Annotated in this window: 23 protein-coding genes; 17 read left to right on the top strand and 6 right to left on the bottom strand. The window is 63.9% G+C overall.

Translation table 11 applies throughout. The features are described 5' to 3' along the window. Window positions 1-206: 206 nt before the first annotated feature. A complete protein-coding gene (gene tyrS / locus QD356_RS14860) occupies window positions 207-1,415 on the bottom strand; it encodes a tyrosine--tRNA ligase (RefSeq protein WP_192839100.1) in 1,209 nt (402 codons plus the stop codon). A gap of 156 nt (window positions 1,416-1,571) precedes the next feature. On the opposite strand from tyrS, the gene QD356_RS14855 reads away from it, so the two are divergent. After that, window positions 1,572-2,720, top strand: coding sequence for an anhydro-N-acetylmuramic acid kinase (locus QD356_RS14855; RefSeq protein ID WP_192839099.1), 1,149 nt, complete (start codon window positions 1,572-1,574; stop codon window positions 2,718-2,720). Window positions 2,721-2,810: 90 nt separating this feature from the next. Here QD356_RS14855 and QD356_RS14850 read toward each other — a convergent pair whose 3' ends face one another. Together QD356_RS14850 and QD356_RS14845 are read right to left on the bottom strand one after the other, a co-directional pair. Beyond that, window positions 2,811-3,965, bottom strand: coding sequence for a PilT/PilU family type 4a pilus ATPase (locus QD356_RS14850; protein ID WP_043333447.1), 1,155 nt, complete (start codon window positions 3,963-3,965; stop codon window positions 2,811-2,813). 139 nt (window positions 3,966-4,104) lie between these two features. Then, complete coding sequence (locus tag QD356_RS14845) at window positions 4,105-5,136, bottom strand: type IV pilus twitching motility protein PilT (RefSeq protein ID WP_043333445.1); 1,032 nt, start codon at window positions 5,134-5,136, stop codon at window positions 4,105-4,107. Between the two features lie 195 nt (window positions 5,137-5,331). Between QD356_RS14845 and QD356_RS14840 the strand changes: the two genes are divergently transcribed. The 6 genes from QD356_RS14840 to QD356_RS14815 all read left to right on the top strand — a co-directional run bounded on the left by QD356_RS14840 (window position 5,332) and on the right by QD356_RS14815 (window position 10,569). After that, on the top strand, window positions 5,332-6,084 hold the full coding sequence (locus tag QD356_RS14840; RefSeq protein ID WP_192839098.1) for a YggS family pyridoxal phosphate-dependent enzyme: 753 nt from the start codon (window positions 5,332-5,334) through the stop codon (window positions 6,082-6,084). 88 nt (window positions 6,085-6,172) lie between these two features. Continuing rightward, on the top strand, window positions 6,173-7,015 hold the full coding sequence (gene proC / locus QD356_RS14835) for a pyrroline-5-carboxylate reductase (protein WP_192839097.1): 843 nt from the start codon (window positions 6,173-6,175) through the stop codon (window positions 7,013-7,015). A 149-nt stretch (window positions 7,016-7,164) separates the two neighbouring features. Beyond that, window positions 7,165-7,746 (top strand): YggT family protein, encoded by a 582-nt coding sequence (locus QD356_RS14830; protein ID WP_043333437.1) that lies wholly within the window; start codon window positions 7,165-7,167, stop codon window positions 7,744-7,746. A 269-nt stretch (window positions 7,747-8,015) separates the two neighbouring features. Further along, window positions 8,016-9,209: a homoserine O-acetyltransferase gene (locus tag QD356_RS14825; RefSeq protein ID WP_192839096.1), complete on the top strand. Its 1,194-nt coding sequence runs from the start codon at window positions 8,016-8,018 to the stop codon at window positions 9,207-9,209. After that, window positions 9,202-9,816: a methionine biosynthesis protein MetW gene (gene metW, locus QD356_RS14820; RefSeq protein WP_043333435.1), complete on the top strand. Its 615-nt coding sequence runs from the start codon at window positions 9,202-9,204 to the stop codon at window positions 9,814-9,816. Before QD356_RS14825 ends, metW begins: the two co-directional genes overlap by 8 nt. 249 nt (window positions 9,817-10,065) lie before the next feature. Further along, on the top strand, window positions 10,066-10,569 hold the full coding sequence (locus tag QD356_RS14815; RefSeq protein WP_192839095.1) for a hotdog domain-containing protein: 504 nt from the start codon (window positions 10,066-10,068) through the stop codon (window positions 10,567-10,569). Window positions 10,570-10,726: 157 nt separating this feature from the next. Here QD356_RS14815 and QD356_RS14810 read toward each other — a convergent pair whose 3' ends face one another. After that, window positions 10,727-11,809, bottom strand: coding sequence for a ChaN family lipoprotein (locus QD356_RS14810; RefSeq protein ID WP_192839094.1), 1,083 nt, complete (start codon window positions 11,807-11,809; stop codon window positions 10,727-10,729). A gap of 185 nt (window positions 11,810-11,994) precedes the next feature. Between QD356_RS14810 and QD356_RS14805 the strand changes: the two genes are divergently transcribed. Next, complete coding sequence (locus QD356_RS14805) at window positions 11,995-12,327, top strand: Rieske 2Fe-2S domain-containing protein (protein ID WP_192839093.1); 333 nt, start codon at window positions 11,995-11,997, stop codon at window positions 12,325-12,327. A gap of 60 nt (window positions 12,328-12,387) precedes the next feature. Here QD356_RS14805 and sfsA read toward each other — a convergent pair whose 3' ends face one another. Together sfsA and QD356_RS14795 are read right to left on the bottom strand one after the other, a co-directional pair. Next, a complete protein-coding gene (sfsA, locus tag QD356_RS14800) occupies window positions 12,388-13,230 on the bottom strand; it encodes a DNA/RNA nuclease SfsA (RefSeq protein WP_192839121.1) in 843 nt (280 codons plus the stop codon). Continuing rightward, window positions 13,230-14,414, bottom strand: a complete 1,185-nt coding sequence (locus QD356_RS14795) for an aminotransferase class I/II-fold pyridoxal phosphate-dependent enzyme (protein WP_192839092.1) — start codon at window positions 14,412-14,414, stop codon at window positions 13,230-13,232. Before QD356_RS14795 ends, sfsA begins: the two co-directional genes overlap by 1 nt. 275 nt (window positions 14,415-14,689) lie before the next feature. Between QD356_RS14795 and dksA the strand changes: the two genes are divergently transcribed. The 9 genes from dksA to panD all read left to right on the top strand — a co-directional run bounded on the left by dksA (window position 14,690) and on the right by panD (window position 23,337). Further along, window positions 14,690-15,127, top strand: coding sequence for an RNA polymerase-binding protein DksA (gene dksA / locus QD356_RS14790; protein WP_043333424.1), 438 nt, complete (start codon window positions 14,690-14,692; stop codon window positions 15,125-15,127). A 134-nt stretch (window positions 15,128-15,261) separates the two neighbouring features. Further along, entirely contained in the window at window positions 15,262-16,197 is a 936-nt protein-coding gene (gene gluQRS, locus QD356_RS14785) for a tRNA glutamyl-Q(34) synthetase GluQRS (protein ID WP_192839091.1), read from the top strand. A 142-nt stretch (window positions 16,198-16,339) separates the two neighbouring features. Next, window positions 16,340-17,950, top strand: coding sequence for a sigma-54 dependent transcriptional regulator (locus QD356_RS14780; protein WP_225996606.1), 1,611 nt, complete (start codon window positions 16,340-16,342; stop codon window positions 17,948-17,950). 376 nt (window positions 17,951-18,326) lie between these two features. Then, window positions 18,327-18,530, top strand: a complete 204-nt coding sequence (locus tag QD356_RS14775; protein ID WP_192839090.1) for a hypothetical protein — start codon at window positions 18,327-18,329, stop codon at window positions 18,528-18,530. A gap of 544 nt (window positions 18,531-19,074) precedes the next feature. Next, window positions 19,075-20,475, top strand: a complete 1,401-nt coding sequence (gene pcnB / locus QD356_RS14770; protein ID WP_131431144.1) for a polynucleotide adenylyltransferase PcnB — start codon at window positions 19,075-19,077, stop codon at window positions 20,473-20,475. Window positions 20,476-20,521: 46 nt separating this feature from the next. Further along, window positions 20,522-21,019: a 2-amino-4-hydroxy-6-hydroxymethyldihydropteridine diphosphokinase gene (gene folK / locus QD356_RS14765; protein WP_054556450.1), complete on the top strand. Its 498-nt coding sequence runs from the start codon at window positions 20,522-20,524 to the stop codon at window positions 21,017-21,019. Between the two features lie 169 nt (window positions 21,020-21,188). Then, complete coding sequence (panB, locus tag QD356_RS14760; RefSeq protein WP_192839089.1) at window positions 21,189-21,980, top strand: 3-methyl-2-oxobutanoate hydroxymethyltransferase; 792 nt, start codon at window positions 21,189-21,191, stop codon at window positions 21,978-21,980. After that, window positions 21,980-22,834, top strand: a complete 855-nt coding sequence (gene panC, locus QD356_RS14755; protein ID WP_192839088.1) for a pantoate--beta-alanine ligase — start codon at window positions 21,980-21,982, stop codon at window positions 22,832-22,834. Before panB ends, panC begins: the two co-directional genes overlap by 1 nt. 122 nt (window positions 22,835-22,956) lie before the next feature. Further along, the gene (panD, locus tag QD356_RS14750) at window positions 22,957-23,337 is read left to right on the top strand and encodes an aspartate 1-decarboxylase (protein WP_043333409.1); all 381 of its coding nucleotides are present in this window, start codon (window positions 22,957-22,959) and stop codon (window positions 23,335-23,337) included. Window positions 23,338-23,634 lie beyond the last annotated feature (297 nt).

The raw sequence follows: 23,634 nt of genomic DNA, 5'->3' as shown, positions 1-23,634 counted from the left end.
TCACCGCTGGTAACGCCATGCGTCCCCGGCAGCGGATGCGTACTTTACGCACGAACCGCCGTGAGGGCAAGGGCTTTCTTGAGAGAATCTCGCCGCAATGATGTCAGGCGCTCACAACGCGTTCGGCCCCACCATGCCTGGTGGGGCCGAACAGGTGGCGACATACGCCAGAGTCTTCTCAATACCTTTCAGTATCCCTCAGTACCTCAGCGCGTCACGGTCACTCGTGCGTAGCGCTTCTTGCCCGCCTGGATGACGATGGCAGTATCGAAAGGTGCCATATAGGAAGGCTCGACCACTTCGCCATCCACTTTCACGCGACCATTCTTGAGCATGTCCTTGGCCTGAGCGCTGTTGTTGGCCAGGCCCGCGCGGTTGATGACCGCCGCGATCGGCGCCACCTCGGCGCCTTCCAGGCTGACGGTGACATCCGGCATGTCCGCCGGCAACTCGCCGTCGGCCAGCTGATTGCCGCTGGAAAGGTGTGCCGTCGCCGCCGCCTCTTCATCGTGGAAGCGTGCCACCAGCTCACGCGCCAGCTCCATCTTGATATCACGCGGGTTGGCACCGTCGTCGATGCTGGCCATCAGCGCCTTCACTTCATCGAGAGGACGCAGCGACAGCAGCTCGAAGTAACGCCACATCAGCGAATCCGGCATGGAGACGATCTTGTTGAACATCTCGCCCGGGCGGTCGTTAATGCCGATGTAGTTGCCCAGCGACTTGGACATCTTCTGCACGCCATCCAGGCCCTCGAGAATCGGCATGGTGATCACGACCTGCGGCTCCTGGCCGCGCTGGCGCTGCAGCTCACGCCCCATCAGCAGATTGAACTTCTGATCGGTACCGCCAAGCTCGATGTCCGCTTCCAGTGCCACGGAGTCATACCCCTGGATCAGCGGGTAGAGGAACTCATGGATGGAGATCGGCTGATTGCCGGTATAGCGCTTGTCGAAATCGTCACGCTCGAGCATGCGCGCGACCGTACTGGAGGCCGCCAGCTCGATCATGTCACCCGCGGAGAGCTTGTTGATCCATTCGGAGTTGAAGGCGATGCGCGTCTTCTCCTCGTCGAGGATCTTGAAAACCTGCTCCTGATACGTCAGGGCGTTGGCCTTCACATCCTCTTCGGTCAGCGGCTTGCGCGTCACGCTCTTGCCGGTGGGGTCGCCGATGCGGCCGGTGAAATCACCGATCAGGAAGATGATCTCGTGACCGAGGTCCTGCAGCTGGCGCAGCTTGTTGATCAGCACCGTATGACCGAGGTGCAGGTCCGGCGCCGTCGGATCAAAGCCGGCCTTGACCTTGAGCTTGCGCCCGGACTCGAGCTTCTTGATCAGCTCTTCCTCGACCAGCACCTCATCGGTACCGCGCTTGATGATCTCCAGCGCTTCCACTACTGACTTGTCGCTCATCCTGCCCTCTCTGACCGTTGCTGCTCCCCTCGTAACGGGGCATGTTGGCCGAGAATGTTAGCATGACGAGCATGGCATGCACCCCCTGCCGCAGAGCGGCGTGCTCACAAGCTTCACCCCCACTGTTGCACGCCCCCAATGATCGGGAGACCCCCAATGGCGCTCTACCTTGGCTTGATGACCGGCACCAGCCTGGACGGACTCGATATCGCCTTGCTCGATATCACCCCCTCCTCGCCAGACCACGAACGGATTCGCTTCATTGATGGGCTCGACCTGCCGCTGCCCGAGACACTGCGGACTCGTCTCTGGCAGCTGATGCATTGCGATGAGGCATGCTTCGCCGATCTCGCCGCCGCCGAGCAGGCGTTGGCCGAACTGGCCGCCAGCGCAGTGACGCGCTTGCTGACCCGCCAGCAGCTGAGTGCAGATGATGTCGCAGCCATCGGCAGCCATGGCCAGACCATCGAGCATCGCCCCTACGGTTTCAGCGACCGGCCATGCCACACGCCCTACACCCTGCAGCTCGATAACCCCAGCCTGCTGGCCGAGCTGTGCGGCATTCCCGTCGTCGCTGACTTCCGGCGCCGTGATCTGGCCGCCGGCGGTCAGGCGGCCCCGCTGGCGCCCGCCTTCCACGCTGCCCTTTTCAGTCAGCCAGACCAATGGCATGGGCTGCTCAACCTGGGCGGCATCGCCAATCTGACGCTACTTCCCCCTCAGGACTCCACGGCTGACGTCATCGGCTTCGATACCGGCCCCGCCAACTGCCTGCTGGATGCCTGGCATGCCCGTCATCGTGGCACCGCGGTGGATCAGGACGGTCAATGGGCCGCCAGCGGCAAGGTGATCCCTGACTTGCTCGAGAGATTGCTGTCGGCCGATTATTTCCGCCGCCCCCTCCCCAAGAGCACTGGCCGCGAAGACTTCCATCTCGACTGGTTGGCACAGCACCTGACCGGCGACGAGTCACCGGCCGACGTGCAGGCCACGCTCCTGAGCCTGACTGTCGAGAGCATCGTGCAGGCACTGGAGCAGACCGGCGTGTCACTGGCCGCGCTGACTCCCTGTGGTGGCGGGGCACGCAATGGCGCCCTGCTCGCGCAGCTGGAGCAGCGCCTGGCGCAAGGCGAGCAAGCGACGCCCCTCGTGTCATGCGCTGATATGGGCTGGAACGCAGACCTGCTCGAAGCCAGCGCCTTTGCCTGGCTCGCGGCGCGCAGAGTACTGGAGCGCCCCGGCAACCTGCCCAGCGTGACCGGCGCGAGCGGCCCGAGAGTATTGGGCGGCCTCTACGCTCGCTGACCCTCATCGAATACGAAAAAGCCGCCCTCTTCCTCAGAAGAAGGGCGGCTCTTGATTGGCCGATCTCTACGCCAACATCACCGACACGCCTCAGTCGTCATCCCCTTGCAGCGAGAAGCGACTGGCGGCATTCAGGACATCCAGCTGGGCTTCCTGGGCACTGTCGGAATCACCGAACTTGATCATCAGACGCAGGTCATTGGCGGAATCGGCATGCGCCAATGCCACTTCCTCGGTGATCAAGCCCTGCTGATGCAAGGCGTACAGCGATTGATCGAAGGTCATCATGCCCTGCTGCTGCGAGCGCTTCATGACGTCCTTGATCTCGACCACCGCGCCCTTGCGGATCAGATCGACGATCAGCGGCGAACGCAGCATCACCTCAATGGCCGGCACGCGCTGGGTGGTGTTGCCACTCTTGTGAGGCAACAGCTGCTGGGCAACGATCCCCTTGAGGTTCAGCGACAGATCCATCCACACCTGCTCATGACGCTCCTCCGGGAAAAAATGGATGATGCGGTCCAGCGCCTGGTTGGCATTGTTGGCATGCAACGTCGCAAGACACAGGTGACCGGTCTCGGCGAAGGTCAGCGCGTGCTCCATGGTCTCACGCGAGCGGATCTCGCCGATCATGATCACGTCCGGCGCCTGACGCAGCGTATTGCGCAGCGCCACCTCGAAGGACTCGGTATCGATCCCCACTTCACGCTGCGTCACGATGGAGCGCTGGTGAGGGTGGATATACTCGATCGGGTCTTCGATGCAGATGATATGCCCGCTCGAGGTCTGGTTGCGGTGCTGGATCATCGCCGCCAGCGAGGTCGACTTGCCGGCGCCGGTGCCGCCGACGAAGATCACCAGACCACGCTTGGTCTCGGAAAGCCCCTTGATGATCTCCGGCAACCGCAACTCTTCCAGGCTGGGAATCGACAGCTGGATGCGGCGAATCACCATGCCCATCTGGCTACGCTGGTAGAAGGCGCTGATCCTGAAGCGCCCGACTCCCGGCAAGCTATGCGCGAAGTTGGCCTCGCGCTCTTCCTCGAAGCGCTCGCGCTGCATGTCACTCATCGGTGCGAGCACCAGCTCTCTGACCTGATCGACACTCAGCTTCTTGTCACCCAGCGCCACCATGCGGCCATTGACCTTCATCTGCGGCGGTGTGCCGGTGGAGATGAACAGGTCCGAGCTGCCCTTGCTGACCATCAACTGCAGAAGTTCATGCAGCCATTCATGAGGAGTCATGAGTTGTATCCCGGTATGCGCCTTGAGAGTCGCGCCCAAGGCCTCGCGCTGAAATGCCGTCCCATGAACCTGAAAAGTTGACGTGTTCCGGCCCCTGCCCCACCTACCTGCAACGTGATTGTCGGCCCTCCTGGCGAATTCAGCTCAACAAGCCCTTGGCTTTCGCCTGAGCATCTTCATTGGTCACCAGACCTTCCGCCAACAGACGCGTCAGCGCTGCATCCAGTGTCTGCATGCCCAGAGCGCCACCGGTCTGGATGGAGGAATACATCTGCGCCACCTTGTCCTCGCGGATCAAGTTACGAATGGCAGGCGTCGCGATCATGATCTCGTGAGCCGCCACCCGGCCACCGCCAATTTTCTTGAGCAGTGTCTGGGCGATGACGCCCTGCAGGGACTCGGACAGCATCGAGCGCACCATTGACTTCTCCTCGCCGGGGAAGACGTCGATGATACGGTCGACGGTCTTGGTCGCGGAGGTGGTGTGCAGGGTGCCGAACACCAGGTGGCCCGTCTCGGCCGCGGTCAGTGCCAGACGGATGGTCTCGAGATCTCGCAGCTCGCCGACCAGAATGACATCCGGGTCTTCACGCAGCGCCGAACGCAGCGCGGGCGCGAAGCCGTGGGTATCACGGTGCACTTCACGCTGGTTGACCAGACACCGCTTGGACTGGTGCACGAATTCCACCGGGTCCTCGATGGTGAGGATGTGGTCGTACTTGTTCTCGTTGATGTAATCGACCATCGCCGCCAGCGTGGTGGATTTACCGGAGCCGGTCGGCCCGGTGACAAGAATCAGGCCGCGCGGCAGCATGCACATCTTGCGGAAGGCTTCACCGAGCCCCAGATCCTCCATCGTCAGCACTTCCGAGGGGATGGTACGGAAGACGGCCCCCGCGCCACGCCCCTGATGGAAGGCGTTGACACGAAAGCGCGAGACGCCCGGCACCTCGAAGGAGAAATCGGTCTCGAGGAATTCCTCGAAGTCACGGCGCTGCTTGTCGTTCATGATCTCGTAGATCAGCGCGCGCACCTGCTTGTCATCCATTGACGGTACATTGATGCGCCGCACATCACCGTCGACACGAATCATCGGTGGCAAACCAGCGGACAGGTGAAGATCCGACGCGTTCTGTTTTGCCGAAAAAGCCAGCAGTTCGGTAATATCCATGCAGTTCCCTCGCGAAGACCGAAGCTCTTGTACCAACGAGTCTTGTGTACTCTGGTGAAAGTGTGAAGTGGCTCTTCAGTAGATAGTGCGATGGGCACCATGTCACCAGGCCTGTCACGCTCATGCTATTGATGACACGCCTGATACCGTGCCAGCCATCGCCAGGTTGTTCCGCAAATTCTGGAGCCGAGCCGCATGACCGCAGTCCCCGACGACGAAGCTTGTGTTACCCAGTGTATCCTAGAGGCCCGCGCGCGGCTGGAAAAGGCATTGCAGACAAGTAAACGCAACGCTGATTCGGCGCAAGTGCTGGCCGTCAGCAAGACCAAACCCGCCACGCTGGTGCGCGCAGCCTGGCAATCCGGCCAGCGGGCCTTCGGCGAGAACTACCTGCAGGAAGCGCTGGACAAGCAGCAGGCGCTGTCGGACCTCACCGATATCGAATGGCATTTCATCGGCCCCATCCAGTCCAACAAGACGCGCGCCATTGCCGAGCACTTCGCCTGGGTGCATACCGTGGAACGCGAGAAGATCGCACGCCGCCTGAGTGAGCAGCGCCCCGATGAGCTTGGCGCGCTCGATGTCTGCCTGCAGGTCAATATCTCCGGCGAAACCTCCAAGGCTGGCGTGGCACCGCAGGAACTGCTGGCGCTGGCCGAGACGGTGATCGCGCTGCCCGGACTGCGTCTGCGCGGCCTGATGGCGATTCCGGCCCCCTGCGCCGCCGATGCCAGTGAGACCGAGCGCCGTGCGCCCTTCCGCCAGCTGCGCGAGCTGCTGGAGCAACTGCAGACGCGCTTCCCTGCCGCCAGCTACCCGCAGGCTCGGCTCGATACGCTCTCGATGGGCATGAGCGCGGATCTTGAGGCCGCCGTCGCCGAAGGTGCGACACTGGTACGCCTCGGCACTGCCATCTTCGGCGCACGTGACTATTCCCACGTCCACTGAATCCAACGCTCGCTGATGCAAGCCCAACGCTCACGCAAGGCTCTCGAGCTTGCCGCCAGCCCTCCCACTGAATGATCAGGAGCACCGCATGACGCACCAGAGCACCGATACACCGCGCACCATCGCCTTCATCGGCGCCGGCAACATGGCCAGCGCCATCTTCGGCGGCATGGTCGATGCCGGCTATCCCGCGGACCGCATCATCGCCACGGCTCGCTCGCGCGAGACACTCGATGCCCTCGAGCAGCGCTACGGCGTGAGCACGACCCAGGACAATGCCTACGCCGTCTCGCAAGCCGATGTGGTGGTGCTGGGCGTCAAGCCGCAGATGATGCATGACGTCTGCCAGGCGCTGACCCCTGCGGTGCAGAACCGCAAGCCGCTGATCGTCTCGGTCGCGGCCGGCATCACTTGCGACAGCCTCGAGCGCTGGCTGGGCGGCGACCTCGCCATCATCCGCTGCATGCCCAATACGCCGTCACTGGTCGGTGTCGGTGCCAGCGGCCTCTATGCCACCGCCCAGGTGACGGAGGAGCAACGCGGCTTGATGGATGAGATGCTGACTGCGGTCGGTATCGTCGAGTGGGTCGAGGAAGAAGGTCTGCTGGAAGCCGTCACCGGCATTTCCGGTTCCGGCCCGGCCTACTTCTTCCTGTTCATCGAGTCACTCGAAGCGGCAGGTATCGAGCTGGGACTGAACGCCGAGACCGCGCGCCGCCTGGCGATCCAGACCGCCCGCGGTGCCGCCGAGATGGCCTTCTCCAGCGAGCATGAGCCTGCCGAGCTGCGCCGCCGCGTGTGCTCACCGAACGGCACCACGGAGCGCGCCATCAACAGCTTCGAGGAGGATGGCCTGCGCGATATCGTCGAGCGCGCCGCCAAGGCCTCCAGCGTGCGCGCCGCCGAGCTTGCCCGCGAGCTGGATCGCTGACAGCCTCTGCCCCACTGACAACTCCTGCAGGCCGCTGGCAGGCCGGGTCACAACAGGCCATCATGCGCTGTTCATCTGTTGTTGGCATGCTAGCGGCATGACGCGTGCACTATCGCGCGCCCACTTCTCACCGTCTTAAGGAAAGCCCCATGGGTGCTATGGGTAATATCGGACTTCAGCTGGTTACCATCCTGCTGCAACTGTTTGTCTACATCCTGATGCTGCGCTTCCTGCTGCAGCTGTCCCGCGCGGACTTCTACAACCCTGTCACCCAGTCAGTGGTCAAGGCGACCAACCCGCTGGTGGCCCCGTTGCAGGGCATCCTGCGCCCGCTGGGTCGCTTCGACATCGCCACCCTGGCCGCGGCCTTCATCGTCGTCAGCCTGGTGCTGGTCGCGATCGGCGCCCTGTTCGGTGGCGGCATGCTGCCGGTCGGTTTCATCGCGCTGACGGCGCTGGGCACCATTCTCGACAGCATCATCAACATCTACTTCTTCGCCCTGATCGCGATGATCATCCTGTCGTGGGTCGCACCGCAGGCCAACCACCCGGGCGCCATCCTGGTCCACCAGCTGGTCGATCCGATAATGAAGCCGGTGCGCAAGGTGATTCCGTCGATCGGCATGCTCGATCTGTCCCCGATCTTCGTGTTCATCGCGCTCAATCTGGTCGGCAGCCTGATCAACCAGACCCTGCCGTCACTGGGCATGCTGCGCAGCGCCTTCAGTTAAGCCGGCGCTCCGCCAGCAAGGTTGGCTTGCATGCGCCCAGCGCGCTGGCCGACGAGATCAGCGCCCGCCACGGACTCCCGTGGCGGGCGCTCTTGCATCGCGCGTCACTGGATCACGCGTGCGCACGCTGTGCTAGAGTGAGCCCTCGGCCGAAGCCAGAACCACGGTGCACGAGACGCCCACAAGGCGCATCACCGCGGCTTCGCGCCCCGGACACGGGCCTTGCCCCGAACACTCTGCTGGACATGATGCTGGAAACCTTCACCACGATGCCTGATTCCCTGCCCCCGGATTCGGTCGGTCTCGTCACGCCTCAGACTGCCCACTTCAATACCCCGCTGGAGCTGGCCTGCGGCAGACGCCTCGAGCAGTACTCGCTGGTCTACGAGACCTACGGCGAGCTGAACGCGGACGCCAGCAACGCCATCCTGATCTGTCATGCCCTCACCGGCCACCATCATGCGGCCGGCTATCACGCCATGAGCGACCGCAAGCCTGGCTGGTGGGACGACTACATCGGCCCCGGCAAGCCCATTGATACCTCGCGCTTCTTCGTCATCGCGCTGAACAACATCGGCGGCTGCCACGGCAGTACCGGCCCGACCTCGATCAACCCGGAGACGGGCGAGCAATGGGGGCCTGACTTCCCATTGGTGACCGTGCCGGATTGGGTCGAGAGCCAGAAACGCCTCGCCGAGTCTCTCGGCATCACCCGCTTCGCGGCGGTGGTCGGTGGCTCGCTGGGTGGCATGCAGGCGCTGCAGTGGGTGATGGATCACCCTGATCGCGTCGGTCACGTCGCCATCATCGCCTGCACGCCGAAACTCTCGGCGCAGAACATCGCCTTCAATGAAGTCGCGCGTCAGGCGATTCGCTCTGACCCGGAATTCCATGACGGCTGGTACTCGCGTGTCGATGCCGTGCCCAGGCGCGGCCTCAAGCTGGCGCGCATGGTCGGTCACATCACCTATCTTTCCGAGCATTCGATGGGCACCAAGTTCGGGCGTGATCTGCGTCAGGACCGCCTCAACTTCGGTTACGACGTCGACTTCCAGGTCGAGAGCTATCTGCGCCACCAGGGCGATACCTTCTCCACCGCCTTCGATGCCAATACCTACCTGCTGATGACCAAGGCGCTCGACTACTTCGATCCTGCCGCCACGGCAGGCGATGACCTGTCCGCGGCCATGGCGCCGATCAGCTGCCCGGTACTGGTAGTCAGCTTCACCACCGACTGGCGCTTCGCGCCGTCACGCTCTCGCGAGCTGGTCAATGCCATGATCCATGCCGGCAAGTCGGTCAGCTACGCCAACATCGACTCGCCGCACGGCCATGATGCCTTCCTGCTGCCGGGCGAACGCTACGAGACGGTGCTGGGCAACTTCCTGACTCGCGCTTACGACCACGCCTGTGGCGCGCAAGCCACGCAAAAGCCGAGCACCAAGGAGACCAGCCATGCGTAACGACCTCGCCCAGATTCATGACTGGATTCCCGAAGGCGCGCGCGTGCTGGACCTCGCCTGCGGTGACGGCACCCTGCTGGCCTCCCTCAAGGAGACCAAGCAGGTCTTCGGCTATGGCCTGGAGATCGACCCCGACAACATCAGCGCCTGTGTCGCCCGTGGCGTGAACGTCATCGAGCAGAATGTCGATGACGGCCTGGCCAACTTCGCCGATGACACCTTCGATCGCGTGGTGATGTCCCAGGCATTGCAGGTACTGCGTCGCCCGGACCGTGCGCTGGAGGAGATGATGCGCGTCTCGCGTGAGGCCATCATCACCTTCCCCAACTTCGCCTACTGGCGTCACCGCCTGCACCTTGGTCTCAAGGGGCGCATGCCGGTCTCCAAGTCGCTGCCTCACGCCTGGTACGACACGCCGAACATCCACCTGTCGACCTTCGCGGACTTCGAGCGCCTGTGTCGCGCCCAGGGCCTCAAGATCATCGATCGCGCGGTCGGCAATGGCGATCACGAGCCACACCCGGCGGCGACCTGGTGGCCGAACCTGTTCGGGGAAGTGGCCATCTTCCGCGTCTGTCGCGACAACTGCCCGCCCGACCAGCGCTGAGTTCAGGCACCCTACAGCAGTCGCCACAGACCAAGCGCCAGGCACCGCAAGAAAACGGCCGACAGGACACTCCTGTCGGCCGTTTCGCGTCATGACGCCAGCAATTCTTCCGCGCCGCGATAGCGCTGCGCTATCCGGGCCATGCACAGACAGTCGCAACTAAAGTCTATATACTTTCGGGGTAAACGCAGCTGAGGATCACGGCTCGCACTTCCGGTGAGGTGCGCCGGCATCCCGAGGAGAGAGTGCATGAACTTCCATACCCGCAAGTGGGTCAAGCCTGAAGATCTCAACCCCAACGGCACCCTGTTCGGTGGACGCCTGCTGGCCTGGATCGATGAAGAAGCGGCCATCTACGCCATCGTCCAGCTGGGCACCTCGCGCGTGGTCACCAAGTTCATGTCGGAGATCAACTTCGTCTCCAGCGCGCGCCAGGGCGACATCATCGAACTGGGCATCACCGCCAGCGCCTTCGGTCGCACCTCGATCTCGCTGTGCGTCGAGATCCGCAACAAGATCACCCGCGAGCGCATCCTGACCATCGACCGCATCGTGCTGGTCAGCGTCGATGCCGACTTCAAGCCGGTGCCCCACGGCCGCACGCGCATCACCTATATCGAAGACCGCTTCCGTGAGCAGGCCGGCAGCAACGATAGCCATAACGACGGCCACAATGACAGTCGCAAAGACGTAACGCCGCAGAAGGCACCGCGTCGGCGTGCCGATAGCGCGTCGGATCTCAAGAACGCCTGATCGCGTCGCTCTTCAGGCCGCGCCACGCAGGTCGCGCCACACAGGTCGCACCAACGAAAAAGGCACCTCCGAGAGGTGCCTTTTTTCATGCCGGCAATTCAGGCCGCAGTTATGTTGCTGATGTCCGGGGGCTGACTAAGCAGGGCCTGACTGGCCGCTAGCTGACGGTCGTCTGCACCGTCTCACGCAGGCCTTCACAGGCATCCGCGACTGGCGCCGTCGCCGGCGTGAACCACACCAGATCATAGGCCGGCGCCGCACCGGCGCTCTCCGGCAGATAATCGGTGAGATGCGTCAGCGGTTGGCCCGCGTCATCCCAGGCCACCGGCATCAGCGCCACGGACAGGGTGCTGCCGTCCAGCCAGCGCGGCACGCCGATATCGCGACGGGCATGACCGGAGCCACACACCAGCAGGCTGGTGGCACCATCGGCCACCAGGCCCTCCAGGCGTTCTGCCATCTGCTGATCCCGCGCCAGCTGCGCACGCAGCATCGCATCCAGGCGCTCTGCGCCCAGCAGGCCGCAATGGCCTTCATCCAGTGCCTCACGCTGCAGGCGCAGTACCGCTTCCGGCAGCGCCAGCGGCGACTGTCCCGGTGCCATGCTGGCCTCCAGCTGTGCCGCCGACAGGCTGGCAGAGGCGAGCGGCGCGCCGCTGTCCAGCGCTCCGCGCAGCAGGGGAGCGTAATCGGTGAAGGGCCAGCGCGCATTCCAGGCCAGCAACTGCTGAAGCTCGTCATCCGGCAATCCGGCGACCGCAAGCGACGTGCGGTTGGCCAGCGACAAGGCGGCATCCTGGGTCGTGTCCAGCATCTCCAGCGCCACACCACCCAACTGACGCCGCGCGACCAGCGCATCGATCAACCAGCGTTCCAGCTGGTGATGGTCCGGATTGTCGTGATGCTCGCCCAGCAGCACCATCGAGTGCGCCTGACTCCAATCGACCAGCGCCGCTGGCGACAGACGACGATTGCCCTCCGCGACCAGAATGCTGCCCAGCAACGGGTGGGACGTCTTGGGGTCATGCCAGGCCGGCAGCGGTGGCAATGGCCCGTTGGCCGGCTGAGCGGCCTGCGCGAGCGGGCTGCTCAGTGCCGTGCCCAGCACGGAAAGCCCGCCCGCCGAGGCGACCATGCCGGCCAGCAACTGGCGACGGCTCACCCCGGCCGTGCGCTCAGGCGTCTCGGATTCGTTGCTGGAGCGGAAGCTGGAAGTGATCGAGCGGCGAAATAGCGACATGAAGATGACCCGGCATGGAAGGAAGCGGCAAGACACGGTAAAAGACCACAAGAGAGCGTGCCAACGCTGCCATGATACCCGATGCGAGCCCCCTCATGTCCGAAAGGCCACCAACACTCCCCCAAGGGCCCTCATCCAGGCTGTGCTTGAGACTGCCGCTGCCATCACTGCCCATCGGCCGCAGCATGACACTGACACTCGACGATGGCCGTCCGGCCTTGCTGGTGATGCAACCCGACGGCCCGCGCGCCTTCCTCGACCGCTGCCCGCACCAGGGCAGCCGAATGCTGACCGAAGACGAGACTGGCGATCCCTACATGGACGCGACCGGCGGCCTGATCCTCTGCCACCGCCATCAGGCCTGTTTCGAACCGCATCACGGCACCTGCATCAGCGGGCCCTGCGTCGGCCAACGCTTGACCGCGCTGGACGTTGAGCTGGTGCACAACGACACCTCACCAGCACAGCTGCTGCTGTGGGAGGCCGCAGGCAGCGGTGGAGAAATGATAGAGAGATGATGGAAAGATTATAGAGAGAGAGACGAGCGCTGACTGACAGGCTGAGCGCCGGCGACCTGATCAGCCAGCAAAGCGCGCCTCATGCAGTGGCAGCGCGCGTGTCAGGCCCAGTCTTGCTCGCCACAGTGGCTGACCCGCGTCAGAAAGAGACTCCTCGAGCGTGATCTGCATGCCCAGCGCCACTACCTCGACACCGGCGGCCTGCGCCCGGGCAAAGGCCTGCGCGTAGGCCGGGTCGAGATGCGCCGCCGGTGCGACATCCTCGATCCCGTCATGGGCGACGCAGAACACCAGCACGCAGCGGTGGCCTGCTGCGACCAGCGCCGCGAGGCTGGCCAGATGACGCTGGGCACGCGTGCTCACCGAGTCCGGGAAATAGCCGTGACCGTCGGATTCACGCAGCGTCAGCTGCTTGACCTCCAGATAGATCGAGGCCGCGCCCTCCTCCTTCGGCCACATCTGGAAATCGAGCCGTGAGCGCTCCGGCGTGTCATTGCCCGGTAGCAGGACCTCGACACGCGACTCGCGCTTGAGGCGCGCAAAGTCGGCGAGCCCCATGTCGTGCAGCACGCTGACGCTTGCCTGCTGCAGCGCCGCCTCGACATGGGCATTGGCACGTCCGGTATGCACCGCCACCAAGGCCTCACGCCGGCCGTCAGCGCCGGGTGGGTCCAGGGGCAGGCGAATCAGCTCCCAGGTCCAGGCGAGCTTGCGCTTGGGGTTGTCGGACGGCGATAGCCATACCTCACAACCTTCGACGCACACCGCGCGCATCGAGCCGGTATTCGGGCAATGCGCCGTCACCACTTCACCGGCTCGCTCACCCTCGAGCAGCTCCACCTCGGCGAAGAAGCGCTTGTAGCGACGGATCAGACGACCACGATACAGCCCCTCAAGCACCATCAAGCCGACACTCCCGCCTGAGTGGCACGCCGCTCAAGGAAGCGCTCCATGCGGGCCAGGGCCTCGCGCAGACGCGCCTCATCGGCGGTGAAGGCGATACGCACATGGCGACGCCCTTCGGCCAGCGCGAAGTCCGTGCCCGGCGTGATGGCGACATTCTCTTCTTCCAGCAGTGCGCGGCAGAAGGCCTCGCTGTCATCACTCAGATGCGAGATATCCAGCCAGACGTAGAAGGCGCCCTGCGGCGGCACCGACGGCGCCAGCCCCAGGCGTTCGAGCCCGGCCAGCAGCACGCCACGGCGGGCTTCCAGCACCTGCCGACGCCGCTCGAGCTCTGCTTCGCATTCCGGCGTGAAGGCCGCCAGCGCCGCATGCTGGGCAGGCGTCGAGGCAGCCAGGAAGACATTCTGCGCCAGGCGTGACAAGGGCTCGACCGCCGCTTCAGGCGCCACCAGCCAGCCCAGCCGCCAGCCCGTCATGCCGAAGTATTTCGAGAAGCTGTTGATGACGAAGGCGTCGGGGCACTCCGCAAGTGCGGTGTGCGCAGGCACGCCATAGGTCAGTCCCTGATAGATCTCATCCACCAGCAGGTGCGCATCACGCGACTGGCACAGCTCGCCCAGCGCCTTCAATTCCTCGGGCGACAGCACGTGTCCGGTGGGATTGGAGGGCGATGCCACCATCACGGCCCGCGTGTTCTCGCGCCAGAAATCATCGGCAAGCTCGGCGGTCAGCTGCCAGCCACTCTCGGCGTTGACGGGCACCACATCCAGCTGGGCATCCACCAGGCCCATGAAGTGGCGATTGCAGGGGTAGGTCGGGTCGGCTATCAACACGCTGTCGCCACGTTCGGCGCACAGCAATGTGGCCAGCAGCAAGGCACCGGAGGCACCGGGCGTGATGATGATACGGGAGGGAGAGACCGTGACGCCGTGGCGGCGCTGGTAGTCTGCCGCGATGGCGTCGCGCAGGGCCGGCAGGCCGCAGGCGGGGGTGTAGCGCGTCTGACCGGCCGCCAGCGCCGCCTGCCCGGCGGCGATCACCGGCGCGGGGGTCGGGAAGTCGGGCTCGCCCACTTCCAGATGAATGACGTCATGGCCCGCGGCCTCCCGCGCCTGGGCGGCTTCCAGCAGCGTCATCACGCGAAAGGCAGCGACGGATTCAAGACGGCGGGCAAACGGCATGACAACACTCCTCAGGATGGGAGCTTCATTCTAGGCGCCTGCCAAGGCCCATTCCCAGCCCCTTCGTGCAGGAAAATCGGTGTTTGCCGGTACACGCCGGACCACTGCCCGCTACAAACTATCGTCGGAGATCGGTTGCAAACTTGTCATTTTTACGCTAAATAAGCTGATCTTCTCGCGAGGGCAGCAGTCAGGACAGCCCCCTCGCCGTGGCCAAGGAGGCAGTGCAACAGACTGTCGACGGCCCAAGTCACCTTGCGGAATGAGGCGGTCCCATGCCCTTAGCTGAAACCAAGCCGGAAGCGCTTAAGAAATTCACCCCGTATGAGCCGGCAGCGGGTGAAGAGTACATGAACGAGAAGCAGCTAGCGCACTTCCGTCAGATCCTGCTGGACTGGAAACAGGAGCTGATGGAAGAGGTCGATCGCACCGTGCGTCACTTGCAGGAAGATGCCAACAACTACGCGGACCCTGCAGACCGTGCCACTCAGGAAGAAGGCTTCAGCCTCGAACTGAGAACACGTGATCGCGAGCGCAAGCTGCTGAAGAAGATCAACGAGACCATCGAGAACATCGATGAAGACGACTACGGCTTCTGCGAAGCCTGCGGCGTCGAGATCGGCATTCGCCGTCTGGAAGCACGTCCGACCGCTACCCAGTGTGTCGACTGCAAGACGCTGGCCGAGTTGAAGGAAAAGCAGCTGGGCCGCTAAGCCCTGCTGTCGATGAAGCGACGTCAGGCTGTCGCCCTCATCCCCCATACGGGCACCCTCCTCGGAGCGGTGCCCGTATGCGTTCAGGCCCTGCTGCCTGCGAACTCCCCACCACGAAGGATGACGGAGCCCACATGCCTACCGCCTACCGTGGCCGCTTTGCCCCTACCCCTTCCGGCCCGCTGCATGCGGGCTCACTGCTGGCCGCCGTCGCCAGCTATCTCGATGCCCGCCATCACGGCGGCGAGTGGCTGGTGCGTATCGAGGATATCGACCCGCCGCGCTGCCCCGCCGGGAGCGGCGATACCATCCTGCGCCAGCTGGATGCCTTCGGCCTGCAGCGCGATGGCGAGCTCCGCTATCAGAGCCAGCGTCACGCCGCCTACGCCGAGGCACTGGAGCAACTCAAGGCCAGTGGTATCGCTTACCCGTGTGACTGCTCGCGCAAGCAGTGGCGCGAGCACGCCATCTACCCCGGCTGGTGCCGTGAGCGAGCCGAGCCTCCCACGGGCGAGCATGCCTGGCGGCTGGATGTGCGTGCGGCAGAGCGCTTCGGCGGCACCCGGGCCATCGCTGGCTGGCAGGACCGCCTGCAGGGCGCGGTCCAGCTGGATCTCGCCACGCTCGGCGATGTGGTGCTCAAGCGACGCGATGGCCTGTGGGCCTATCAGCTGGCCGTGGTGGTGGATGACGCCGAGCAGGGCATCACCGATGTCGTGCGCGGGCTCGATCTGCTCGACAACAGCCCTTGGCAACGTCTGCTGCAGGCCTCGCTTGCTCTGCCGATGCCCCGCCTGACGCACCTGCCACTGATCACCGCCGACAATGGCCAGAAGCTCTCCAAGCAGAATCTGGCACCGGCACTGCCGGAAGACGCCAGCGCGATTCGAACGCTGCTGCACCATACCCTGACGCTGCTCGGTCAGGCGCCGCCGCCCGAACTGGCGACCGCCAGCCCCGCTGAACAACTCGCCCACGCCACTCCTCGCTGGTCACTCGCGGCGGTCGGCACCGCGCCGTCACTCAGTGCGGCCACTGCTCCAATGCCAAGCACTGCTGAGGGCAGCTGAGGGAAGCTGAGACCAGACACGCCATGCACTCGGGACGCCTGACAACAGCCACGATTGTCGGATTGCCTCCCCTGTGGGAACAGGACAGACTCGAACGACAGTCATTCCCTCATGCACACCCTCAGGCGAGCGACATCACCCCATGGCCCGGATTCTGATCGTCGAAAAGGAAGGTGCTTCGCGCAACACGCTGCAGCATCTGCTGGAGCGCGAGGGTCACGACGTGGTGCAGGCCAGCGGCCTGGAGGATGCCCGCCTGCAGCACCCTGCCGACTTCGCGCTGGTGATCTGTGACAGTGAACTGGCCGGAGAGCATGCCGACCCGATCCTGCGCGCCAGCCGGCCAACTCCCGTGCTGCTGCTGGCCGACAACCCCAGCCTGCACGCCGCCATCGGCTGTCTGAAGGCGGGGGCAGCCGACTATCTGCCCAAGCCGTTCGATCAGCAGGCCTTCGCGCGCAGCGTGCGAGATGCGCTGTCGCTGCCACGCCAGGGGGCGCCGAGTGCCGCGCCCCCTCCTCCCCAGGCGCATGCTGGCACGGCCAACAAGCCGGTGGAGATGATTGGCCATTGTCGCGCCATGCAACAGGTCTATACCCGCATCCGCAAGGTTGCGCCCGCCGACGTCACCGTGCTGGTGCTCGGTGAGTCCGGCACCGGCAAGGAGCTGGTCGCACGCGCCATTCACCGTCAGAGCGAACGCCATCAGGCGCCGCTGATCTGCGTCAACTGCGCCGCCATTCCCGAGACATTGATCGAGTCCGAGCTGTTCGGCCATGAAAAAGGCGCCTTCACCGGCGCCACCAGCTCGCGCACCGGCCTGATCGAAGCCGCCGACGGCGGCACACTGTTCCTGGATGAGATCGGCGAACTGCCGCTGGATGCCCAGGCGCGCCTGCTGCGAGTACTGCAGGAGGGCGAGATTCGCCGCGTGGGGGCGATCGAGACCCGCTACGTCGACATCCGCCTCATCGCCGCGACCCACCGCAACCTGCACCAGCTCTCGGCCAGCGGTGAGTTCCGCCTCGACCTCTACTACCGCTTGAACGTGATGGAGATCGACCTGCCTCCCTTGCGTGAGCGCGGCGATGACGTGCTGGAACTGGCCGAGCACCTGTTGGCCGGCATCGCCCGCAAGCATGGCCGTGACGGCATGCGACTCTCTCAGCGGGCGCGTCAGGAAATCCATCACTACGCCTGGCCCGGCAATGTGCGTGAGCTGGAAAACGCCCTCGAGCGTGGCGTCATCCTGGCGGAGCGCCGCATCATCGCCCCGGAAGACCTCGGCCTGCGCACGCCCTCAGGGCAGCCGCTTCAGCCAGCGCCCGCCGCAACGGCAAACCCTGCGCCCCCGTCCACTGCTCAGGCGCCGAAGACAGCGGGCAAGGGGGTGGCGAAAGGAGCGATGAAAGGGTCGATGAAAGGCACAGTGAAAGGCGCCGCCAGGGACGCAAGTCCCGAGACGGCCGCAGCGCCTGTCACAGGTCAGCCCGCGACCGGCCAACAGGACATGGGCCAGCCACCGCCTGCGGACACCCCACGCAGCGGCCTCTCGGTGGTCGGCGATGCCGGTGAAGAGGAAGACCTTTCGCTGGAGGACTACTTCCAGCACTTCGTGCTCGAGCATCAGGACCACATGAGCGAGACCGAGCTCGCACGCCGCCTCGGCATCAGCCGCAAGAACCTCTGGGAGCGACGCCAGCGCCTGGGCATTCCACGTCGCAAGGGCCGCCGCAGCTCTCCCGCAAACTGACATTGGCGCAATGAAGCTGGAGCGACGCCGGAGCACTGACGCTGACGCACAGAAGTCACTGCACAGAAGTCACTGCACAGAAGTCACTGCGCTCAAGTCACTGCACCATGCAGGTGCCCTCCCGAGCGAGCAACCCGCCTGCGGCGCCACCTTGCCTGCCACAGATCCCCGCATCATCGAGGGCATCGCTAGACTTTAGTGTCGAAAGACTCGCAAAAAACCCAGCTCAATCATTAGCTTGCAAGGCACTTCGTTAGACCTTCGCACCAATTGTTACCATCGACCCCAAATCATGACCCCATCCAGCGCACCAATGGCCACGTCAGGTAACACCTCGCACCTCTCTACACCTCACGTCTCAGCGACCTATGTCTAAATGACTGAATTGCTGGTTTTTTTTAAGCTGTGGCACATCCGATGCAATAACACGGTCAAGAAAAAGAACAACCGGAAATACGAAGCGCGCCCAACAACAACAAGAACGCGCAATGCTTCGAAAACCCTCGACACCAACAAGAACAATACCCGTCGAGCGCGTGACATTGATGATGAACTGCATGCTTCACTACATGAGTGGTGACAGGCAAGAGCCAAAACAAGAACAAACGGCCGCAGTTCATCATCCGCCGATCCAACAACAACAAGATATCGGCAGTCCGGAATCTACTGACCAGGACGCGACGAATCCGGCCTCGAGCACCAACAAGAACAACAGGCTCGACCCCGGATCACCCCCGAAACAACAACAACTCGCGGGGGGAGGCTACTCAGCCGTCGGTGAATGGAAGATTGTTTTGAATACGAGATGGTCACCGAACAGACAGCCAGACAACAACAACATGATCTGCAACACGAAGGATCTGTCTGCATTGATTTGTGACTGTGGTGCGTATTCAGGGCGATGCGCCATCACGAAAAAGAACATCCGCTCAAGGATGCGTGTACCCTACCTGCAAGGGAGACCGAGTGATCGGTCTCCCTTTTTCCTTGTCTGAGAGGTGATTTTCGCCTCGTCAGACGCCTTGAAGTGCAGAGTCGGCCCCTGGATGGCAGACCGGCGCTTTGCCAAGGTATCTGCCCTCGGCTACACTGGGCGGCCTGCCACGCACGAGTCGAATCGCTGCATGCTCAAAGGATTTACCCGCTTTCTACAACGCCCCGGTGACCGCTTGAAGACGCTTTTCAATGCAACTGACGCGCCCGCGGCCCCATTGCCCAGCCTGCGTGTGATACCGCGGGATGAGCATCCCGTGTCCCGCCGCCAGCTCAGCGAGAATGCGCTGAAGGTACTCTATCGCCTGCAAAGCGGTGGATATCAGGCCTATCTGGTCGGTGGCTGTATCCGTGATGCCCTGCTCGGACAACGCCCCAAGGACTTCGACGTGGCCACCAACGCCACGCCGGAACAGGTCCGCGAGCTGTTCCGCAATGCCCGCATCATCGGCCGTCGTTTCCGTATCGTGCACGTGCGCTTCGGTCGTGAGGTGATCGAGGTCACCACCTTCCGCGGCAAGCCGGCCGATAGCACGCCCAGCCAGCATACCCAGCAGTCGGAAGACGGCATGCTGCTGCGTGACAACGTCTTCGGCTCCATCGAGGAGGACGCGCTGCGCCGCGACTTCACGATCAATGCCCTCTATTACGACGTGTCCGACTTCACGATCCACGACTGGGCCAATGGCGTACGCGATATCGAAGCGCGCATGATTCGCCTGATCGGTGATCCGGAAACACGCTATCGCGAAGATCCGGTGCGCATGCTGCGCGCCGTCCGCTTCGCCGGCAAGCTGGACTTCGACATCGAGGAGGCCACGGCCGAACCGATGTACGAACTGGCCCCGCTGCTGCTGCAGATTCCGCCGGCGCGCATGTTCGAGGAAGTGCTCAAGCTGTTCATGTCCGGCTATGCACTGGAAACCTTCCATCTCCTGCGTGAGTTTGGTCTGTTCCAGATGCTGTTCCCCGAGACGGAAGAGAGCTTCGCGCATTATCAGTGGTCCATGCCGCTGATCGAGAAGGCGCTGGCCAGCACGGACGACCGCATCCGCGAAGACAAGCCGGTCACGCCGGCCTTCCTGTATGCCGCCCTGCTGTGGCCGGGCGTCAAGGCGCGTACCGACCAGCTGATCGCCAGTGGCATGCCCGATATTCCGGCAGCCCACCAGGCGGCTCAGCAGGCGATCGCTCGCCAGCTCAACCACACCTCGATCCCGAAGCGCTTCAGCATTCCGATGCGCGAGATCTGGGACATGCAGGCCAAGTTGCCGCGTCGTCGTGGCAAGCGCGCCTTCCAGACCCGTGAGCATCCGCGCTTCCGCGCCGCCTACGACTTCCTGCTGCTGCGCGAATTCGCCGGCGAAGTGAAGCCGGGGCTGGGCAAGTGGTGGACCGACTTCCAGGAAGTCGATGCTCGCACCCAGGTCACGATGATCGAAGGTGTCTCCGATGAAGGCCCCGCCGGCAGCAAGCCGGTCGGCACCAAGCGTCGCGGCAAGCGTCGGCGCAATGGTCGCGGCCAGGGCTGAGCAGTGGCTCGTCTGAGCCACTGCCGTCTCCACGCAGGAACTCCGCATGATTTCGACAGCCTTGATTGGCCTCGGTGCCAATCTTGACGATCCGCGCGCTCAACTGGAGCGCGCGCTTGAGGCTCTCGACCGGCTGCCGCTGACCCGCTGCACGCGACATTCTCGCCTGTATGCCAGCAAGCCGGTCGGCCCGCAGGACCAGCCCGACTTCGTCAACGCCGTCGCCGAGCTATCGACCCGCCTGTCTCCCCTCGCCCTGCTCGATCAACTGCAAGCCCTGGAACAGCAGCATCGCCGCGTGCGGCTGCGTCACTGGGGCCCCCGCACGCTGGATCTGGACCTGCTGCTCTTCAATGACAGCAGGATCTCGACGCCGCGTCTCGTCGTGCCCCATCGCGAAATGCTCAAACGTGGTTTCGTGATGCGTCCGTTGGCTGACCTGCTGGGCCCGCAGCGCCTCAGCGTGCTGGGCGAGGAGAATCTCGAAATACTGGCGTCTCGAGTTGAGGGCGATGACTTGCTCCCCCTCGGACCTCAGGAGTAGAGTTTCGCCATCTTGTTACCGTCGTGCCCACTTTGGCCTGTGCGGTAACACTTTCTGGTAACACCGGCCCGTGTCGCCCGCAGTCCGCCCTCGGCGGCCTTCTCGCGATCGCGGCTGCTCGACGCCACGGGCAGCCGCGTCATACGCGCCGCAACGAGTAAGCGTCCCGATGAAAAACGTCACCCTGAGCACCCTGCGCCGCCTCAAGGCCGATGGTGAGACGTTCAGTTGCCTCACCGCCTACGATGCCACCTTTGCTCATCTTGCCAGCGATGCCGGCATTGAAGTGCTGCTGGTCGGCGACTCTCTCGGCATGGTCCTGCAGGGCCATACCAGCACCCTGCCCGTCATCATCGATGACATCTGCTACCACACCGCCGCCGTGGCACGTGGCAAGCAGGGCAGCCTGCTGATGGCCGACCTCCCCTTCATGAGCAATGCCAGCACCGACATCCTGCTCGATCATGCGGCGCGTCTGATGCGTGCCGGCGCCGAGATGGTCAAGGTCGAAGGCGAAGCCTGGCTGGCCGATGCCGTCACCGCACTCGTCCAGCGTGGCGTACCGGTCTGCGTGCACATGGGCCTGACGCCACAGCACGTGCATGCCTTCGGCGGCTACAAGGTACAGGGTCGCGACGAGGCGCGCGCCGAGCAGATCATCGCCGATGCGCGCACGCTGGAAGCCGCAGGCGCCGCGATCATCCTGCTCGAATGCGTGCCGTCCGAGCTGGCCGCGCGCATTCGTGATGCCGTCGAGGTGCCGGTGATCGGCATCGGTGCCGGCGTGGACGTCGATGGCCAGATTCTGGTCATGCACGACATGCTCGACCTGACGCCCGGCCGCAAGCCACGCTTCGTCAAGAATTTCATGAGCGATGCCGGCAGCGTGCAGGAGGCCTTCGCCGCCTACCACCAGGCGGTCAAGACGCGCAGCTTCCCGGCGCCGGAGCACGGCTTCTGATGAAAACCGTCTCCCAGATCAACGTCCTGCGTGAGCAACTCGCCCAGGCGCGCCGTGATGGTCTGCGTATCGCGCTGGTGCCGACCATGGGCAACCTGCATGCCGGCCACCTGTCGCTGGTCCGTGAAGCGCGCCGCCATGCCGACATGGTCGTCGCGAGCATCTTCGTCAACCCGCTGCAGTTCGGCCCCGGCGAAGACCTCGACAGCTATCCGCGCACCCTCGAGGCCGACCAGAATGCGCTGGCCGCAGAAGGATGTGACCTGCTGTTCGCCCCCTCGACGGCGGAACTCTACCCCGCGGGCCGCGACGGGCTGTGCAACGTGCAGGTGCCGGGCGTTTCCGAAGGCCTGTGCGGCGGCAACCGTCCGGGGCACTTCGATGGCGTCGCCACCGTCGTCAGCATCCTGTTCAATCTGGTACGCCCTGAAGTCGCCTGTTTCGGCGAGAAGGACTTCCAGCAGCTGGCCGTGATCCGCAAGCTCAACCGCGACCTGCACTTCGGCATCGAGATCATCGGTGTGCCCATCGTGCGTGCCGAGGATGGGCTGGCGCTGTCATCACGCAACGGCTACCTGAGTGAGCAGGAGCGCGCCATCGCGCCGCGCCTCAAGCAGTGCCTCGACGCCCTGAAGGCTCGCCTTGAACAGGGCGTGACGCGTGATGTGGCACTGCGCGAGGCACTGGCCGCCATCAGCGAGAGCGGCTTCAAGCCGGACTACCTCGAGCTGCGCCGCGCGGCTGACCTGGGGGCGGTCGAGGATGACACGCGCGAGGCGGTGATTCTGGTCGCCGCACACCTGGGCCGTACGCGCCTGCTCGATAACCTGAAGGTCGCCTTGCCGGTGGCCTGATGCCTGATTAGACTGCGCCGCCTTGCACCTTGGCGTGGCACTGTCCGCCACGCCATACGCGCCACGGCCCTGGTCCCAGGGTCTTGATCTGCGTCCGGCGGCGCTCAACTGGAGACATCCTGATGCAAGCCATCATGCTCAAGGCCAAGCTGCACATGGCCCGCGTGACTCACGCCGTCCTCAACTACGAGGGCTCCTGCGCCATCGATGGCGACCTGCTCGACATGGCAGGCATTCGTGAGTACGAACAGATCCAGATCTACAACGTGGACAACGGCAAGCGCTTCACCACCTATGCCATTCGCGGCGAAGAAGGCTCGAAGATCATTTCGGTGAACGGCGCCGCAGCCCACCAGGCCGATGTCGGCGACCGCGTGATCATCTGCGCCTTCGCCCACTACGCCGAGAGCGAGCTGGACGCGCACAAGCCCTCCATGGTCTATCTGATGGAAGGCAACGAGGTCAGCCATACGGCCAACGCCATCCCGGTCCAGATGGCCTGAGCCCCCCTTGCTGCCTGCTGCTCCACGCCCTGAGGGCTGATGCTTTCAGGCCTTGAGCCTACCGCGAGCGCTCCAACACGACGCCAGCCCTGCCTGTCAGAGCGCTGGCGTCGTGCCGTCTGGACAGGCGATACGTATGGCTAAAGGCTGACACTGGAGATGCCCTTTGGCGATTGCCGCACCGCACAAAACTGCCTTATGCTGGAATCTCACCTCAGCAGGACTGCGCCTCGCCCGCTTGATGGCATGGCCATAGTCGCAGCCAATTGACTCAGACAGTCTCGCAAGAGAACAGGA

The sequence above is a fragment of the Cobetia sp. 2AS genome (genome assembly GCF_029846355.1).
Lineage (GTDB): Bacteria > Pseudomonadota > Gammaproteobacteria > Pseudomonadales > Halomonadaceae > Cobetia > Cobetia amphilecti.
Note: the sequence above shows the minus strand (reverse complement) of the source record. Positions and strands in the feature narration are given on the sequence as shown.